The following is an 18,238-nucleotide window of genomic DNA, read 5'->3' as shown; positions in this document are numbered from 1 at the left end:
GGAAAAGTTGGGGAGAGTTTGATGCATCAACGGGAAATCCCGTTTAGCTGGCGCGTCGGAACGCAAGGCAGACGTTGTGGCCGCCGAACCCGAAGGAGTTGGACAACACTGTTGCCAGTGTCTGATCTCGGGCCGTGTTGGGCACGACATCCAAATCACAATCGGGATCTGGATTGCTGTGATTGATCGTCGGTGGGACGATTCCGTGTTGCAGAGCTAGCACGCAAGCGACGGCTTCGATACCACCGGATCCACCCAGAAGGTGGCCCGTCATCGATTTCGTCGAGCTCACCGGTATCTGCAGGGCACGCGATCCCAGGGCGCTCTTGATCGCCGAGGTTTCGTTTTTGTCGTTGGCGGGGGTGCTTGTGCCGTGGGCATTTACGTAGTCCACGGCGTCTGCATTGATGCCCGCATCCTCAAGGGCGAGGCGCATCGCCTCAGCACCACCAACGCCACCGGGAGTTGGAGAGGTGATGTGGTGTGCATCGCAGGTCATCCCGTAGCCGATCACTTCGCCAAGAACATTGGCGCCACGGGCTTGGGCGTGCTCGAGGGTTTCCAGCACCAAAATGCCGGCCCCTTCGCCAATCACAAAGCCATCCCGCTCTTTGTCGAACGGTCGGCTCGCGGTGGTGGGGTCGTCGTTGCGGAACGACAGGGCTTTGGCACTGGCGAATCCGGCCACCCCCAGGGGGGTAATCGCCGATTCCGCGCCGCCGCAAACCATCGCATCCGCTTTGCCGAGCTGGAGCAGGCGGAAGGCGTCGCCAATGGCGTTCGAGCCGGCGGCACAGGCCGTGGCCACCGCGGAGCTGGGACCTTTGGTGCCCAACGCAATCGCCGCAAGGCCTGAAGCCATGTTGGGAATCATCATCGGCACCGTGAACGGGCTCACCCGTCCTGGCCCCTTGCCGTCCAAGACGTGGGCTTGGGTTTCCATCGTGAGCAAGCCGCCCACGCCCGAGCCAATGATCATGCCGATCCGGTGCGCGTTGGCATCCGTGATCTCCAAGCCGGCGTGGGCGATGGCTTGCTTGGATGCCACGACTCCAAATTTGCAGAAGCGATCCCAGCGTTTGGCTTCCTTGGGCTCAATCAAGCCAGCGGGATTAAATGCTTTTACCTCTGCTGCAAAGCGACAGGCATGGTTCGACGCATCAAACAGCGTGATCCCATCGACGCCGTTGCGTCCTGAGGTCAAACCGTTCCAGTAGTCCTGAACCGTGTTGCCTATCGGTGTAACCGCGCCGAGACCGGTGATGACGACGCGATGGAGACCCTCCACCATGCCGATCCTCAGGCCTGCTTGTCTTCGATGTACTTCACGGCGTCACCAACGGTGAGGATGCCTTCAGCGGATTCGTCGGGGATCTCAATATCGAAGGCTTCCTCCAACGCCATCACGAGCTCCACGGTGTCGAGAGAGTCAGCACCCAGGTCGTTTTGAAAGTTGGATTCCGGTTTCACTTCTCCGGCATCGACGCTGAGCTGCTCCGCGACGATCGATCGGACTTTCTCAAGGATCGCTTCCTGGGACATGGCCGTAGCAACGGGACAACGGGACGCTGCATCCTACGAGTAAGCCCTCTGATTCCCCCACCTTGAATGACTTGGTCGTTAACAACCGTGACGGCTGCTGTCTCTGGGGGAGGAGGGGCAGGTACGTTTTGCACAAGTGTTTGTTCGCACCGGGCACATGTCCCACGCCGTCAAGATCTACGACACCTGCATTGGTTGTACCCAGTGCGTTCGGGCTTGTCCCCTCGACGTGCTCGAGATGGTTCCTTGGGATGGTTGTAAAGCCGGCCAAATTGCATCTTCTCCTCGCACAGAAGACTGTGTGGGTTGTAAGCGCTGTGAAACCGCTTGCCCCACAGACTTCCTCAGCATTCGCGTCTACCTGGGCGATGAAACAACCCGCTCCATGGGCTTGGCTTACTAACTTTTTGGTTTTGAAGACATAAGCTCAGCCCGGCAATCGCCGGGCTTTTTTTATATGTGCGGAATTGTTGCTCTGGTGGGCTCCCGCGAGGCTGCGCCCCAGTTGCTCGAAGGATTAAGACAGCTGGAATATCGGGGCTACGACTCCGCAGGCATCGCCACGGTGGATGCCGAAGGGCAGCTCACCTGTTTGAAGGCCAAGGGAAAACTGGTCAATCTCACGGCTCGGGTGGAGGAGCAAGGTGCCTCTGGCCAGTGCGGCATTGGCCATACCCGTTGGGCCACCCATGGGAAACCGGAAGAGCGCAACGCCCATCCTCATTGCACGGGGGATGGCTCCGTGGCGGTGGTGCAGAACGGCATCATCGAAAACCACCGCAACCTGCGGGAGGCGCTTGAAACGGACGGTGCGGTGTTCGTCTCAGAAACCGACACGGAGGTGATCCCCCACCTGATTGGTGCAGAGCTGAAGAAACGGCTGGCTGCTGAAAAAAGCCCCAGTGGGGATCTTTTACTTCACGCGGTGCAAGCGGTATTGCCTCAGTTGCAGGGGGCCTATGCCCTGGCTGTGATCTGGGACCAAACCCCGGGCGCCTTGGTGGTGGCCCGTAAAGCCGCACCGTTGTTAATTGGTTTGGGCGAGGGGGAATTTCTCTGTGCCAGTGATACCCCAGCTTTGGCCGGTTTTACGCGCACGATTCTTCCGATGGAAGACGGCGAGGTGGCCCTGCTATCGCCGCTGGGGGTGGAGCTTTACGACGCGCAAGGTGAGCGTCAGCAGCGGATGCCAACCCTGCTTACCGGCACTGATCACGTGGCGGACAAGCGCGAATTTCGCCACTTCATGCTCAAGGAGATCCATGAGCAGCCAGAAACAGCCGAACTTTGGGTGGCCCGCCACTTACCCCAGGGGCTCACGGAGCAAATGCCTGTGGCCCTTCCCTTCGAGGCTTCGTTTTATGAGGGCATCGAGCGAATCGAAATTCTGGCCTGTGGCACCAGTCGCCACGCTGCCATGGTGGGTGCCTACCTGCTGGAACAGTTCGCCGGTGTGCCAACGGCGGTGTACTACGCCAGTGAATTTCGCTATTCCCCGCCGCCCTTAGCGCCCAACACCCTCACCGTTGGCGTCACTCAGTCGGGGGAAACCGCCGACACCTTGGCCGCTCTCGCCATGGAGGCCAAGCGCCGCGAAGTCCATGGCGATCCGGCCTATTCCCCTCGCCAGTTGGGAATCACTAACCGAGCCGAGAGCTCCCTCTCCCGTCAGGTGCCCCACATCCTCGACATCGGTGCCGGCATTGAGGTGGGGGTGGCGGCTACCAAAACATTCCTGGGGCAACTGTTGGCCTTCTACGGTCTCGCCATGGCCTTTGCGGCCAACCGCCGCAGCCGTTCAGCCTCAGAGATTGAGGCTTTGGCCGATGAATTGCGCGCGCTCCCAGAGCATTTGCGGGGGCTCGTTGATCTGCATGATCAGCGCTGTGCGGCGTTGGCCTATCGCTTTGCTACCACCCAGGACGTGATTTTCTTGGGCCGAGGCATCAACTATCCGATTGCTTTGGAAGGTGCCCTCAAGTTGAAAGAGATCAGTTACATCCACGCAGAGGGCTATCCCGCCGGCGAGATGAAACACGGCCCGATTGCCCTCTTAGATGCCCATGTCCCGGTGGTGTCGATTGCCGTTCCTGGCCTGGTGTTCGACAAGGTGCTCAGCAACGCACAAGAAGCAAAGGCTCGCGATGCCCAGCTAATCGGTGTAGCCCCAGAGGGGCCCGATACAGCCTTGTTCGATGAGCTGTTGGCGGTGCCCGAGATGAGTGAGTGGATCAGCCCCCTACTCACCGTGATTCCAATGCAGCTGCTCAGTTATCACATTGCGGCCCATCGCGGTTTGGATGTGGATCAACCCCGCAACTTGGCCAAAAGCGTCACCGTTGAATAGTTAAGTCCTTGAATAGCTAGGCGGTGGTGATTGTGAGATCACTGCGGCCATAGCGGTCTTCGAAGCGCACGATGTCGTCTTCGCCGAGATATTCGCCGCTCTGCACTTCGATCAGCTCCACAGGTATCCGGCCAGGGTTGGAGAGACGGTGCCGGCATCCCATGGGGATGTAGGTGCTTTGGTTCTCACCTACCAATTGTTCACTGCCGTCCCGCTCTACCAGCGCAGTGCCCTTCACTACAACCCAGTGTTCGGCCCGATGGTGGTGCATTTGTAGCGACAAGCTGGCCTCTGGTTTCACAGAAATGCGTTTCACTTGCCAGCGCTCCCCTTCCGTCACACCGGTGTAGTGGCCCCAGGGCCGGTAAATCTTGCGGTGTGCTTTGCCTTCGGGGCTGCCGTCGGCTTCCAGTTGCTTCACCACGGTTTTGATTGCCTGGGCCTGGGATCGATCCGCGATCAGAACCGCATCATCCGTTTCCACCACTACTAGATTTTCAACGCCAAGCCCCACCACCAACCGGTGTTCGCTGCGGAGATAGCAGTTGCGGCTCCCTTGGGAGATCACCCGTCCCTGCAGAACGTTGCCATCGCCGTCACGATCTGAGGTTTCCCAGAGGGCACTCCAACTACCCACATCGCTCCAGCCCGCGTCCAGGGGCAGCACGGAGCCCAGTTCTGTTTTTTCCATTACGGCCACGTCGATGGCCACGTTCGGGCATTTGGCAAAGGCTTCCCGTTCCAACCGCAGAAACTCCAAGTCGGCGGTGTCCTGCTCCAGGGCTGCCCGGCAGCAACTCACCACCTCAGGGTTGAGTCGATCCAGTTCCGCCAGCATGGCGCTGGCACGGAACAGGAACATGCCGCTATTCCAGGTGAAACGGCCGGTCGCTAAGAACTGCTCTGCGGTCGCTTGATCCGGTTTTTCGACAAATCGCGCGATCGGAACATCCTTCAGCTCTCCAACGTTGAAGTCTTCGGCGGCTTCGATGTAGCCGTATCCGGTTTCCGGGGCCGTGGGCACGATGCCAAAGGTCACCAGTCGGCCGGCTTCGGCAGCCGGCCGTCCAGCGGCAACGGCGGCGCGGAACTGTTCAGCGTTGCGAATCAGATGGTCCGCCGCGAGCACCAGCAAGAGGGGGTCATCGCCATCGGCGGTGGCTTGCAGTGCGGCCACGGTCACTGCTGGAGCTGTGTTGCGTCCCATCGGCTCCAACAGGATTGCGTTGGGTTCAATGCCCAGTTGGCGCATCTGCTCCGCCACGATGAAGCGGTGGTCCTCATTGCAGATCAGCAATGGAGCTGCCAGAGCCTCCAGCCCCTCGAGACGCTGTTGGGTTTGCTGCAGCAGGGTGGCGTCGCCGTCACCACTTAATGGCCAATACTGCTTGGGATAACTGGCGCGCGACAGCGGCCACAGCCGTGTACCGGTTCCCCCGCAGAGGATCACAGGAATCAGGGGTGTGGCAGCCAAGATGTCCCATTCATGTTTAAACCAGACTCGCTCGCCGTTGGGTGCTTTGTCGATGTCAACATGAATTCGATTTTGTTGACCTCATGGCTATTGACCCAAAATCGTTGGCACCGACTTACGCATCCAGCACCCCATTTCCTCATTTGGTTTTCAAAAAGCTATGGGATGAGTCGTTATTAAAAAAAGTGGCTGAAGAGTGCTTAGCATTTACGGATTGGGATGAGAAGAAAATCTTCAAGAGTGTTTCTGTAAACAAAAGGTCTTGCGGCATCTTTGGCAAGCTGCCACCAAAGACAAAAATGCTTCTAAGTTATTGTAATAGCTCAAAGTTTTTAGAATTTTTGGAGGAAATTACTGGAGAAAAAGGTCTAATTCCTGATCCCCATCTTCTTGGGGGTGGTATTCATTCCTCTTTGAATGATGGTTTCCTTAAAATGCATGCCGACTTCAATTGGCATGACCGTTTGAAGCTTTATCGAAGGTTAAATTTATTGATCTATTTGAACCCGGATTGGGATAAATCTTGGGGAGGAGAGCTTTGTCTTGCGTGTAAAACTGATCAAGGCTTGCACATTGAGAAAACAATCGAACCGCTCTTTAATACGACAGTATTGTTTACTACTACCGATCAAAGCTTTCATGGCCACCCAGAGCCGATGAGTTTGCCGGAGGGGAAGTTTCGTAACTCGCTTGCGCTTTACTATTATGTCTCTGAAAAGCCTGTAAACTCTGCTGATATACAACGTTCATATACAGATTATCGTCAATTAAATGGTCAGCGCTATTTGTAAATCTAAAGATCCATCAGCCCAGGGGGTGGGGTCAGCAAGAGCCAGCCGTCCTTGAGATGAACCTCTGGAACGATCGCCTCCACGAAGGGAATGAGCAATGTGCTGCCATTGCTTCGTTTGATCTGCAGTAGGTCGTTGCCGCCACTGATCAGATCGGTCACGGTGCCGATGGGGTCGCTATCCAGGCTGAGGCGGGCTTCGAGGCCGACCAAGTCCAGTAGATGGAACTCCCCCTCCCCGAGTGCTGGGCGGTCGTCTGCTGGAACCATCCAATCGCTGCCTACCAGGGCTTCTGCTGCATTGCGATTGTCAACGCTGTCGAGGCGGACCACAAAAAGGCTTTTACCTGGCAGCTGGCGACCTGATTTGAGTTGGACTTCCCGTGGAGCTGAGCCTTTGCTGCGTACCCAGCGAGGACCGGGCACGGTGAAGCGTTCCGGGAAGTCGCTGGCGGGATTCACCCGCAATTCCCCTTGTAACCCTTGAACTCCCACAATTTTTCCCACTGTGAGCCATTCCTCGAGCCATTCCTCGCTGTCTGCCATGCGATCGGGGGTTGCTTTGTTGATAATGGCTCTAGACCCGTTCGCGATCGAGCCATGGCGTCCGCAGCAGCTCCAATTCTTCCCGGCTCCACGGTGACCGTGCAGGATGTCACTTCGATTTACAACGGTTACACCGGTTTTGTGCAGCGCATCAGTGGCGATCGTGCTGCCGTTCTGTTTGAAGGAGGGAACTGGGACAAGTTGGTGACCTTGCGGTTGAAGGACCTCCAGGCTGTCTGATCTTGATGGCGTCTGACCGTAGTTTTCGGCAACGGCTTCGCACCACGGTTCTTGAGGCCAACACCACGGCTGGAAAGATCTACAACCTGGTGATCTTTGGGGCGATTTTGCTCAGCGTGGTGGTGTTGCTCCTTGAGCCCAATCCCCTAGGAAACTCAGCGTTGCAGCAAACCGAGGTGTTTTGGATCGATTTGGTTCAAGACGGTTGTTTGGCGGTGTTTGCTGCGGATTTTGTCTTGCACTTGGCGGTGGTTCCCAGTCCCCGGAAGTACTTGTTCAGCTTCACCGGTCTGATCGATCTCAGTGCCGTGTTGTTCTTCTTTGTGCCGCAGGTTCGCAGTGAATTGCTGCTTTGGGTGTTCAAGTTTGGCCGCATTCTGCGGGTGTTCAAGCTGCTTAAGTTCATTGATGAAGCCAAGGTGTTGGCTCAGGCGTTGCGTGGAAGTGCCCGAACCATTTGTGTGTTTCTGTTCTTTGTGTTCTTGCTGCAGGTGGTGCTGGGCTACGCCATTTTTGTGATTGAAAGCTCTGGTCCGAATTCCCAGTTCGACACCGTGTCCAAAGGGCTGTACTGGGCGATCGTCACGATGACCACTGTTGGCTACGGCGATGTGGTGCCGCAGACCGCGTTGGGTCGGTTGTTGGCTTCGGTTGTGATGATGCTTGGTTTTGGAATCATTGCGATTCCTACCGGGATTCTCACCGTTTCAGGGATGCAGCGTCACCAGAAGCAGTTGGCTGGAGTGGCCTGTCATCAGTGCGGTCGGCAAGGCCATCGAAGCGACGCGCAGCACTGTGATCAATGTGGGGGTTTATTATAAGATCCAAGCAGCAAATATCCCTTCAATCTATTGCTCTTTTAGTGCTTCAAACGCAATATTTTGTTTTGGCTTGGCGAGTTAAGAATTAACTCATTGAGTGTTCAGTGGTTTGCCTTAGGAATTGCTCAATACCGTACGTGCAATAAATTTTTAGAACATTATTTTCAGCCCGCTTTGCATTCATGGTGAGTGACTAGGTAATTAGGAGCACCTTATCCCAATATCTTGACATTAGTTAGATATTGAGATTAAGCCTTAAATTTTTAGCCTAATCTTTGTATGTACAAGCCATTAATTGATTCCTGACGTCAGGACTTTTGATTGTGAATTAATGCATTTTAGTACTCTTTTTAAATAATAGCCTTGTCAGGTTTAGCTTTGAGGAAGACAATATTAGTAAGCAAAAACTTCAAATTGGTAAACAAATGAAATTTATAACTTTTCCGACATCTTGTCGAGTGATCAGTCAGCGGAATATAGTGCTATCAATTGCATAAAAATATTATGGTAATTCTTGCCAGCGAAAGTATTTGATTAAAAGGATGATACTTATTTGGTTCGCTTCTGCGGTAAGGATGCAGGGATGCCTTATGATTGTTTAAATGCGTTTGATAGATGCCTTCTGCGCTTGCAACAATTTCCCAAAAAATTAGGTCCTTAGGAATTAATGCTTTCCATCTCTATAGAGATGCTATTCATCACCAAAATTATTCTAAGCCCAAGCTTCTTCCGGCTAGTAAAAAATCCAAGAAACGTGAGGTTTTTAACAAGCTTTGCGAGAGTATTGGCGCTTCAGACCTTCGGCTCTCATATTTTACTGAAACGGCTAATTATTCAGACGCAGATAATTTAATTTGTATGGATGTTATCAACTTTGTCGAGTCAGGCTCTCTAGATCAAGCGCTAATTTTACTAGACTTATCAAAAAAAGCAGGTTTTAGGTCTAATCGGCTTGATGTTAATCGAGCAAGAGTATTGATGAGTCTTGAGAGATATGCAGAAGTTTTCAAAATATGGATTAGACTAGCCAAATCTGAAGATGAGATGGTCAAAAAAAGAGCAGCCACTCAGCTTAGAAAGCTTTTAAATTTATTTTTGAAGAGTGCATATGCAATGTTGAAGTTGCATCAATGGGAAATTCAGTATCTGCCAATGAAGGCTCCAGATGAAGTGATAATAGAGCTGAAAATATTATTAATTCAAGAAACGACTGCTATCAGGGAAGCTAAAAGATACCAGCTTGCGTTGATGTTACTGGAGAAGGCTCTTAGTTTTGGATTGCACAGTCCTGAGACTGATCATATGCGTGCACAAATTTTAGCTGAACTCAATCGCATTGAAGAAGCCACAATATTATGGAATAAAGTTTTAGCTGGCGACATCACCGAAGAGTTGCATAATACAATACTCGAGCACCTGAAACCGTACGAAGTGCGTGTTGATGTTCAAAAAGTAAGCGATCTGATTAAAAATATGGACCAATCAGACTTGACTTACTCTAGTACGGTTGAAACACTAGTTGATCATATCCTTATGTATCCTAATTGCAAGTATTTTAAGGAAGAGCTAGATACGCTAGCCTTAAAGCATCACGAAACGAAATCTGTTCAAGATGAAAATTTTGATGAGAATGCATCTCATCGTAAGTCAATTGCTGGTTTTGATGCATTCCTGTCTGTACTTGAGAAGCGGTACGAATCGTCTTGATCGGTGATATCCTTAAGCCCGGTTATTCGGCATATCAAAATTTCCAATTGTCTTGAGCTATTTAGTCGACACAACCTTAAAGAATAAATTTTATTACTTATGTAGCGCTACCTTCGTAAATACATTGCTGTTAATAAGTCTGTCCGATTATTTTAGTGTTATGAACGTAAGCGCATAGAATCATTGGTGTGAACATCGAGGTTAACCTGAGACTTTATTTATCGATTAATCATATTTAGGCTGCATTCCAGCGTTATCACGTTTGGATTGTACCTTCTTGAGGCTACCTTTTAAATGATGCTGTTGTTTCGAAACTATATCTGGAGTTTGTGCTTGGAGAATTTTGTGCAAAATATGTTGGAATCGTTCTTCCTGACTTGCGTAAGTATCAAGTAAATCCTTCTGTTGCTGATTAGAAAGGAATTGGTGCTCTAGCTCCTCTTGCATTTGATCCAGTTGCAGCTCTTGCTCCGAAAGTTCACTCTCCAGGGTCATCACTCGCTCCTTTCCAGCGGATCTATAAAGTTGCTCAAACTCTTCTTGTACTTGTTGCAACTGAAGCAGGGTGTGTTCGGTCTCTTCGCGTGCTTCTGCTTTCTGGTGTTCTAACGTCTTTACCTGAAGGACAAGATTATCAATTTGCGACTGAGCGTCTGACACCTTCTTGATAAGTTCTTGAAGAGCCGATTCTATGGTCATGAAAAAGTCAGAAATTGTTGAAGAGGACCAACGAAGGGGTTAACCGCTGACAAGCCACAAAAAGCTTGATGTCATACAATGCTATAACATAAGGTGAGATTGAAGCCAATCCATGAATAAACCAGACTCTTATTCTAACAATAAACAATCTGCGGATTCAATTTCTCTTGAATTAAAAAAGTCAATAGAACGAGAAAAAAAACTTGAAAAGGCCCTTTTCGAGGTTTTTCCTGTTGATCTGTATAGACAAGTAAAGGCACTTCCAGATGAATATGACGATGACTCAAAAGTTATTGATCATTTCGTTAATTATGGCATAAAAGAAATGAATCTTAAGGAAATAATAAATGACAGTATAAGCTATGATCCAGATATACCTAAAAATCAATATCGTCATATTCAAGAAGCTGCCGAGTTAATTGCACTTGAATTAACAGAGTCAAGACTTCGCGTAAAGACACTATCCTTAAAAGCATCAGCTGGCTGTCTGAGAGACTCAGGAATTACAAATATCAATAACTCAAATCATATTGAGGCCGATGCAGAGAGGATTCTTCTAAAAACCCAAGGAAATCCTACAAATCTTTTTGCAAATGAGAACTACCAATTCGCTATAAACCACACCAAAGTCCATTATAAAAGCAATAGCGTGTGTACATGGATCCCAAAAAATGCATGCTCAAACCTCAGGTGCTCAATTGCAATTGCTAACGGAGCAATTGCTGGTGTTGAGGAAATTAAGTGGATTCATGCTAACAACGATTGCTTTGTCGCAAGCACAAAAGAAGCACTTGAGGCTGAATTCACATTCATTATTCTCAGAAATCCGTTTAAAAGGCTATTATCTTATTTTCTTGACAAACTATGCCACGCAGATGATCCTCAAGAAGATATAAGTTATCAGATTGCCAAAGGTGTATTTGATTTTAAATCCGAAATGAGTTTCGAAGATTTTATAAATTATATATGGGAGTATCCGCATACGATTTATGAGGATGAACATACTCGGCCACAATGCGATTTCGTTTTATATCGGAATTACGATAGATATTATTCAATCGAAGGGTTGGAAGATGCGATAAGAGAAATACAAACAAAGACTGGTCTCAAATTTTATGATGTAAGAGGTATAAATTCAATATATACTACAAAGGATCATGATTCTGATTCTGGTATAACGTATCAAACGAAGGCCGTTGATATCAAGCATCGGCAGATTCAAAAACAATCACCACTTACTAAAAATATGTATAGTAAAGAGATGATTAAAAAGGTTGCAGCAATCTATCTCCAGGACATAATTTTATACTTAAGGAGAGTTGCGAACGGAAGCTCAGAACTTGATTATTGGATACAGCGAGCTTTTTAATTTCATTCGTACTTAAATTAAGTGATAATTGGATTGAAAATAAAACAAATAGATTTAAAGTTTAATCATAAATGATATCATAAGAAAATGGAATTTTACTATTTTGAACGGTAAATCTGACTTTTCCTTTCTCTATTAGAAATGTTTCCACGGCTTTTCGACCAGCTTCAATTGCGTAAGGTTTAGATTCAGGAGAACCGCCCGAAGTTGAATCCTCGAAGACTCTCCAATGATAAAGAACCCGAGGAAGATAAAATATTTTTTTTGCATGAGAAGAGGCCCTCAAAATCAAGTCATAATCTTGTGCACCGTCATATTCAGGGCGAAATCCGCCAATCTCCTTAATTAGTTCTCGCGAGAATGATGACAGATGTGTAATATAATTATTCTTGAGTAGCTTTTCTTCTGAGTACACATTTTTATAGACAGGGCCATAAAAATTCAGGCCTGTGCCGTCAACTTTGTCTTCAGCTGTATAAACAAAGTCGCAGTCATTTTCTTCATGAATAGATATAATCTCAAGAGCACAGTTTGCTGACAATAAATCATCGTGATCCAGAAGTGCAATATATTTGCCTGTACAGATAGAAATTGCAGCATTAGAATTTACTGATATTCCTTGTTCAGAAGAGTTTACTTCAATATATTTAATGCGATGATCACTTAGCATTTTATAATTTAAATAAGACAATACATCTTGATCAAGATCACCACCACCTAGACAAAGTTCCCAATTGGGATAAGATTGAGATTGGACTGAAGATAATAATTGCTGAAGGTAGAGTAGAGGGGTTTTAAAAATAGGAACGATAAAGCTGATAACTGAATCGGACTGAAGCTTTGCAGAGCGAAGCAAGTTTGACCTTTCAATTAAAAAATTTGCATATTTCGAAAATATATAATCACGTTGGATTACATTTTCGTTATGAATTCCAGCATCATATGCAAGCTGAGGATTTTTTATATACAAATATATTTTTTCTGCGGCTAATGTCACATCAAATTGACTCAACAAAAAACCTCCAGTACCATCATTGAAGGCATTTCCTACATCAGTTGCATCTTCAAATGCAATTATTGGCTTTTTGCAAGCCATTGCTTCAAGAACTACTCCAGGAAATGGATCCTTACGAGACGTTAAATAGAAGACATCGCATGCTTGAAAATAGCGATCTGCCTTTGTGCAACCACCAAGAATAAGACAATTACTATTCGGTAGATCCTTAAGCTTATCCAGTAACTGTTCGGCCCAATTCCTGTCATCACATTTGGATGCAGGTAAATCACCTATCCATAAAAAAAATATATTCTCACTACTATTATTTAAGAAAAAATCTGCCGTTTCAATAAAGATATCAACACCTTTCCTTGGCTCTATTGTGCCACAACCTAGTATGATCTTTGAGTCTTTGGGAATGCCCAGCTCTGTGCGAACAGATTCATAGCATTCGTCAATTAATAAGTCAGGAAAATTATGTCGATAAATACCTTGTGGCCGAATAGCAACATTTTTGGGCGCATCAATATTACATATTGTATATGCAGCTTGAGCGACTCCTTCTCCTGGGAAAACACACAAATCTCCATTCAGTGCATGACCAAACATTTCTGAGGGCCAATACCCCGTATCTGCGTTCTCGTGTACAAGCGCCACATGAGTATGACCATAAGCCTGAGCTAATTGACCGACGACAGCAGTAATCACAGTATTAGTGACTACATTAAGCAGTCTATCGGAATACTTAAATACAGCGTTTAAATATGAATGTACAAGATTATTTTTAAATACAAAAGTCGGACCATTATCCTTATATGCTTGTAAAAGTGGCCCGTCATTTAGGAGAATTACTATACAGTTTAAATTCAAGTCATTAATCAGTGATCGTTGTAAGGCCAAAGCAGTACGAGGCGCTCCGCTGTTACTTGCATCGTGACCAACAATTATGAAGGTATTACGATCATCACAGGCTTTGATACTTTCAAGTACATTCCACTCTTTAATCGATTTCAAATATAATGACGGATCAAAATAATATAGTGTTTTAAGCCCATTAAGAATTGATATATATGGAATAAGTCTCTCTAGTGAATGTGCAGTAGTCCCATCAATAGGTATTGGTTCCTCAGGGAAAAAGTCTGGTTGAATAGACCTAAATTGTTGTTGATTTAAAGCTTCAGGTTTAAACCAAAAGACAGTGGCTGAAGGATAACGAAGTTTTTCTTTGTTAATATCTAATTCAGAATTAAATATGTGATCCGAAATGGATTGTGAAATGTCAAAATTTGATGCCCAGTCATGGTTGTTTGTTCCCTGAAAACTTGTCGGAGCAAGTATGCCAATATCCTTACTATGATAAAGAATATTAACTATATTTTCAATTGCAGATTGGTTGCCAATTGTAGATCGAATGAGGTATCTAAACCAGCTTTTCCCGAACTCTCCAAGGTGAGGACTTTTCTTAGCATGTAACTTACATACAACATCATACTTAATTAGCTCATCATAGATATTGATAAAAGCACCAATATCTCTACCTTTATTTTCGTGATAAACATGACATAGGTCAAGGCGATTTATTAAAAGTGCTCGTTCCAATATTTCAATGATGAGTTCTTTTTTCTCAGAGGTTGTTGTTGTAATTACTAATCTGATCTGAGATGGCAGTACAGTAAGGTATTCCAGAAATTCATGCAAAGATTCTGGATAATAAATATGCAGATAAATGGCAACCTGACATTCTTGAAATATTGATGTCTTGCATTTCCCTGAATGATCTAATATGTCAATATGATCTCTAAGTGTTACGAGCGAGTCTAATATTTTGTTGCTTGGCGCGTGTTGCCGTTCATCAATATTCCCATACATCAAATAATGCCTTAACGCATTAAGCTGAGCATCTTTAACATCAGGGTGCAGATTATAATATTGAGAAACACTAAAGTACTGACTTGGGTCCCTATTTGGTTCATTTACTGAATTATCAAAAAAATGATTAACTAGTTCGGCATTAGAACAGTGGTAGAGGTCCGGATTAGTCAGTCTATAGAAATTTGGATCAAAATATCCAGATTGAATCGCAAATTGTTTGATGTCAGCGATTTCAGTTCCCTGAATATCACTGCTATTTTCGATGATAGGGTACTGGTCTAACGAATGTATTTTGTAGTAAAGATCAGAATTGAGGTAAGAGCTAAAATAATGACGGCTACAACAGTAGGGTCTAATTAAATCTATATAATTTTGTCTTATTTGATAAAAACTCCTCAGGCTATCAACGAAATTAGTAGGGAACCCTAGGGTTTCACACTGACTAGAAATTGCATAATTAGCATATATATCCCCTTTTACTTTGGATATATATGCTCGCCTAGAGAAAGACAAAATAGGTTCAAGAGTAGTGCTCATTCGGTCACTGAGGGTTGCTCATATAGTGATTCATTAGGCCGAAGTGATGCTGCTATATTTGATTTCTCCTTGCCATAACGTTTTAAGTAATCTAACAAAGCATCTCTCCAACCCCAATCGTAAGATGACAAAATTGTTGGCAATTCGCTTAGATCAATTCTCAAAGGATTTTCCCTGATTAATTCTTTTTTGAGGTATGGATATTTATTTTTGATCAATTTTTCCCAATCCACATGTGTTGGATTGCTAGCAGTGGATGAGTTTCCATATAATGACGTACCGGTAAAACCTAATCTTTTGAGCCGAGTACACCAATCAACTTCATACCTCATAACTATATCAAACTTTGAGTTGAGTATACCGATGTTAAACCAGTGCTGTTTAAAGTATGATGAGCTAAACACTTTCTTGGAGTACATTACAAAAAAGCTTTGCAGGTGCCATGTTGGTGTTGTTGAAGAAGTTAATCCTATGTAATCTACGTCATTCAAAAGATTATTGATCTTTAAAAAAGTGTCAGAAAAATCGTCTAATGGACCCCAATTGCTGTCGTTGGCCAGTAGCACGCCTTTATATTCACAAAGTTGACCATAGTTTTTTCTGATTACATGCGACCAACATCCAAAATCATAACCACTATTCTTACGGATTAAAATTTGTTTGCAAAAAGGTTTAATCTTTTTAACTTGCTCTGGTAATTTTTTTAGATATTCAGAACTAGAAACAAAGAAAAGATCACAATATTCACTTAGTTTCTCTACATGATGAACACAATCTGCGGAGATCAGAGAGTCTTTGTCATAATGCACAAATATGCAGGCATATTTTTGTGTCTTACCGTCATTTGATTCATAAATATCGAGCTCTTCAAGATTTATATCTGATGTCCGTGATGACGACAGATCGATGAATTTACGATCAAAACTTGTTTTTATAAACCTTTGTATATCATCAAAAGTGCTATTGATACCTGTAAATATATCGGGATGATTAAATATATTCTCATGTCGATTTACCAGTTTGACTCTTTCATGATAAAGACGGGCTGCCTTCTCATTGTCATTATCCAAGCCTCTTGATTCAGATTCTAAATGTAATATTTTTGTATCCGTACAGCATATGATAGGCCTTGTTATATATTTTTCCTTTGCTCGAAAGCATAAATCTACATCATTATAAGCAACTTTAAATGTTTCATCAAAACCACCAATACTGAGAAAATCTTCCTTCTTCATGAGCATACATGCGGCTGTCACTGCAGAGCATTCATGGGTTCGATCCCATGGATGTGAATCGAAATCTGTTTTCAGTTCATGATTCAAATTTGTATTTTGTCCTCTAAATGGACTATGAACTGCAATATGTTTTTCTTGCGTAATTGCTAATCCATTATGCTGTATTTTACCACTTGGGTATAGTAATTTTGAGCCTGTTATGATGGCATTATAAAAGTAGTGAGTGTTTAAGAGTGTAGTTATCGCAAAGCTTGAATCAATCAATATGTCATTATTTAAAAATAAAATATATTCTTCTTCAACAATACTGACGGCTCCATTGTTGATTTTGGAATAATTAAATTCTCCAGGAGAGTTTATGCAGATGAACTGATCTTGATATTTGTTTTTCAATCGCTCTAAACCTTCAAAAGTTCCTGGCTCGCTAGAGTTATTGTCAATTGCATAAATTTTAAAACCTACCTCTTCTTTTTTGGCCATTAATGAGTCAGCACAATTCTCAAGCAAATGTATCTTGTCTTTAAATGGAATAATTATGGCAACCATATTGTCTACACTTGGTTTTAACTTCATCACCAATTTTTCTCGATCTATCGAAAGGTTATCTTCAGTATTTATAACGCCATTACTTTTACTTCTATGTGCTACCTCTTTAGTCCAGGTTTTAATAAAATCGCGTCGAATTAAAGTTAAGGGACATGTGCTTCTATTATTAGCTGATGTTGCCCAGAAAAAGGGTGACCAGCAATCATTTTTTTCAGAATTTATTTTTATATTCTCATCATTTCTAGTTTGACTTAGTATTTCGGTTTTTAAACAAAATTCCACCCCATTCTTTTGCATTTGAAGGACTAAAGCATGATAAAAACCATATCCAGTTTCATAGTCTCTAAGTTCAGCTACCACAGATAATGCCTCAATAGAATTAACTATTACGCATCCATTTGTAACGTCAGAGGCCAGCATATTTGCATATGAGTATTCTGATACAGAGCAAAATTTGCCTTGGCTTGTAGAATAGCCAAAAATAGCAGTTCGATCTTTTAACTTGATATCAAGAATCCATTTATTGGCTGCAGGGGCTAAAGTCTTATGTGGTAAAAGTATGCATATGTTGTGATATTCTGATATATTTTGAAAAAGATATGCTTCAATGTCCAAGCTTGATCCACTACTGGTATAGACAGTATTATCTTTTAGGCCAAGTATATCTCCCATTAATTTATCTAATTGAGGAGACTTTAAAATATTACTTTCCTCCTCGTCCAATTTTTTGTAATCATCTACAATATAAAGAAGTTTTCCGGTATATTTTTCTCGTTCATGTGAAAAGCAAGTCGAACAATAACGTTTCCCGTAGAGAATTTCAATGTAGCCGCACCTTAAAAAGTGGTCAATTTCGGATGGTATTATCCCCTTCTTGACTGCTTCAGATACATCGGGATTCTCAATTGAGTATTGATAAGCAGAATAATGTAAAAGATTTTCAGTTGGTTTGTTTGCTGTCAGATCGGGGACTACTATTTTTCCGTCACTTAAATCTAAATTTGCAAATGTTATATCGACAACTCTGTTAATTATGTCTATGCCAATGTTATTTTCTTCGCAATACTTGTATACAATATTCCGGAATTCGTTTCTCAGATTAGGTCCCAACTTCAAGCTTAAGCTATTATTATTTGTGTTTGGTTCTTGTGCATAATCTAACGGATGACGGAATCCGGGCTCTAGTTTTGAAAGTGAATTTTCCCAGTAATTAATAAGCGCATTAGGGTAATTAAGTGAACGGGCTTGTTTGATAACTTCAATTGCTGCAACAAAGTCCCTATTTGATAGGTGTAAAGAGAACTGCTTGCTAAGAGATTTGTTCATAATGTGATGCCTCTAAAATTCATAACTGGTTTGTTGCTGCGTTCAGTTATTGTGAGAAAAGTTCCTTCTTTAAATAAAGAATTTTTTGCTATGGGCTTGTCGTTTCTTTGGTTGGTTGTAATAAGCATTATTTGTAATTTGATTTGCGTAGGTTCCGAAACATCTACGCGGATCGTTTGCCACAGCTTTA

Annotated in this window: 14 protein-coding genes; 7 read left to right on the top strand and 7 right to left on the bottom strand. The window is 44.7% G+C overall.

Annotated features, from left to right (window positions below):
- Positions 1 to 43: 43 nt before the first annotated feature.
- The gene (gene fabF / locus BL107_RS01020) at positions 44 to 1,291 is read right to left on the bottom strand and encodes a beta-ketoacyl-ACP synthase II (RefSeq protein WP_009788396.1); all 1,248 of its coding nucleotides are present in this window, start codon (positions 1,289 to 1,291) and stop codon (positions 44 to 46) included.
- Positions 1,292 to 1,299: 8 nt separating this feature from the next.
- Positions 1,300 to 1,542 (bottom strand): acyl carrier protein, encoded by a 243-nt coding sequence (gene acpP / locus BL107_RS01015; protein ID WP_009788395.1) that lies wholly within the window; start codon positions 1,540 to 1,542, stop codon positions 1,300 to 1,302.
- Between the two features lie 157 nt (positions 1,543 to 1,699).
- Between acpP and psaC the strand changes: the two genes are divergently transcribed.
- Positions 1,700 to 1,945 carry a photosystem I iron-sulfur center protein PsaC gene (gene psaC / locus BL107_RS01010; protein ID WP_006850103.1) on the top strand — a complete coding sequence of 82 codons (246 nt, stop codon included), beginning with the start codon at positions 1,700 to 1,702 and terminating at the stop codon, positions 1,943 to 1,945.
- Positions 1,946 to 1,999: 54 nt separating this feature from the next.
- Positions 2,000 to 3,889 carry a glutamine--fructose-6-phosphate transaminase (isomerizing) gene (glmS, locus tag BL107_RS01005; RefSeq protein WP_009788393.1) on the top strand — a complete coding sequence of 630 codons (1,890 nt, stop codon included), beginning with the start codon at positions 2,000 to 2,002 and terminating at the stop codon, positions 3,887 to 3,889.
- A 16-nt stretch (positions 3,890 to 3,905) separates the two neighbouring features.
- Here the strand turns inward: glmS and BL107_RS01000 are convergent, their stop codons facing one another.
- A complete protein-coding gene (locus BL107_RS01000) occupies positions 3,906 to 5,363 on the bottom strand; it encodes a mannose-1-phosphate guanylyltransferase/mannose-6-phosphate isomerase (RefSeq protein WP_009788392.1) in 1,458 nt (485 codons plus the stop codon).
- An 83-nt stretch (positions 5,364 to 5,446) separates the two neighbouring features.
- Here BL107_RS01000 and BL107_RS00995 point away from each other — a divergent pair, with 83 nt between their 5' ends.
- The gene (locus tag BL107_RS00995) at positions 5,447 to 6,154 is read left to right on the top strand and encodes a 2OG-Fe(II) oxygenase (protein WP_083772457.1); all 708 of its coding nucleotides are present in this window, start codon (positions 5,447 to 5,449) and stop codon (positions 6,152 to 6,154) included.
- 2 nt (positions 6,155 to 6,156) lie between these two features.
- Here the strand turns inward: BL107_RS00995 and rimM are convergent, their stop codons facing one another.
- Positions 6,157 to 6,699 carry a ribosome maturation factor RimM gene (gene rimM / locus BL107_RS00990; protein ID WP_009788390.1) on the bottom strand — a complete coding sequence of 181 codons (543 nt, stop codon included), beginning with the start codon at positions 6,697 to 6,699 and terminating at the stop codon, positions 6,157 to 6,159.
- 54 nt (positions 6,700 to 6,753) lie between these two features.
- On the opposite strand from rimM, the gene BL107_RS00985 reads away from it, so the two are divergent.
- From BL107_RS00985 to BL107_RS00975, 3 genes are all read left to right on the top strand, one after another.
- Positions 6,754 to 6,939: an NAD(P)H dehydrogenase subunit NdhS gene (locus tag BL107_RS00985; protein ID WP_009788389.1), complete on the top strand. Its 186-nt coding sequence runs from the start codon at positions 6,754 to 6,756 to the stop codon at positions 6,937 to 6,939.
- A 5-nt stretch (positions 6,940 to 6,944) separates the two neighbouring features.
- Entirely contained in the window at positions 6,945 to 7,760 is an 816-nt protein-coding gene (locus BL107_RS00980) for an ion transporter (protein WP_009788388.1), read from the top strand.
- Positions 7,761 to 8,375: 615 nt separating this feature from the next.
- Positions 8,376 to 9,467 carry a hypothetical protein gene (locus BL107_RS00975; protein WP_037987832.1) on the top strand — a complete coding sequence of 364 codons (1,092 nt, stop codon included), beginning with the start codon at positions 8,376 to 8,378 and terminating at the stop codon, positions 9,465 to 9,467.
- 225 nt (positions 9,468 to 9,692) lie between these two features.
- Here BL107_RS00975 and BL107_RS00970 read toward each other — a convergent pair whose 3' ends face one another.
- Entirely contained in the window at positions 9,693 to 10,166 is a 474-nt protein-coding gene (locus BL107_RS00970) for a hypothetical protein (RefSeq protein ID WP_009788385.1), read from the bottom strand.
- Positions 10,167 to 10,278: 112 nt separating this feature from the next.
- On the opposite strand from BL107_RS00970, the gene BL107_RS00965 reads away from it, so the two are divergent.
- Positions 10,279 to 11,535, top strand: a complete 1,257-nt coding sequence (locus BL107_RS00965) for a sulfotransferase family 2 domain-containing protein (RefSeq protein ID WP_009788384.1) — start codon at positions 10,279 to 10,281, stop codon at positions 11,533 to 11,535.
- Between the two features lie 61 nt (positions 11,536 to 11,596).
- On the opposite strand, the gene BL107_RS11995 is transcribed toward BL107_RS00965, so the two are convergent.
- Complete coding sequence (locus BL107_RS11995; protein ID WP_083772456.1) at positions 11,597 to 14,941, bottom strand: rhamnan synthesis F family protein; 3,345 nt, start codon at positions 14,939 to 14,941, stop codon at positions 11,597 to 11,599.
- Entirely contained in the window at positions 14,938 to 18,048 is a 3,111-nt protein-coding gene (locus BL107_RS00955; protein WP_009788382.1) for a rhamnan synthesis F family protein, read from the bottom strand. Before BL107_RS00955 ends, BL107_RS11995 begins: the two co-directional genes overlap by 4 nt.
- Between the last annotated feature and the right edge of the window lie 190 nt (positions 18,049 to 18,238).

The sequence above is a fragment of the Synechococcus sp. BL107 genome (assembly GCF_000153805.1).
Classification (GTDB): domain Bacteria; phylum Cyanobacteriota; class Cyanobacteriia; order PCC-6307; family Cyanobiaceae; genus Parasynechococcus.
The sequence above is the reverse complement of the archived record's forward strand: the minus strand, read 5'-3'. Positions and strand labels throughout refer to the sequence as shown.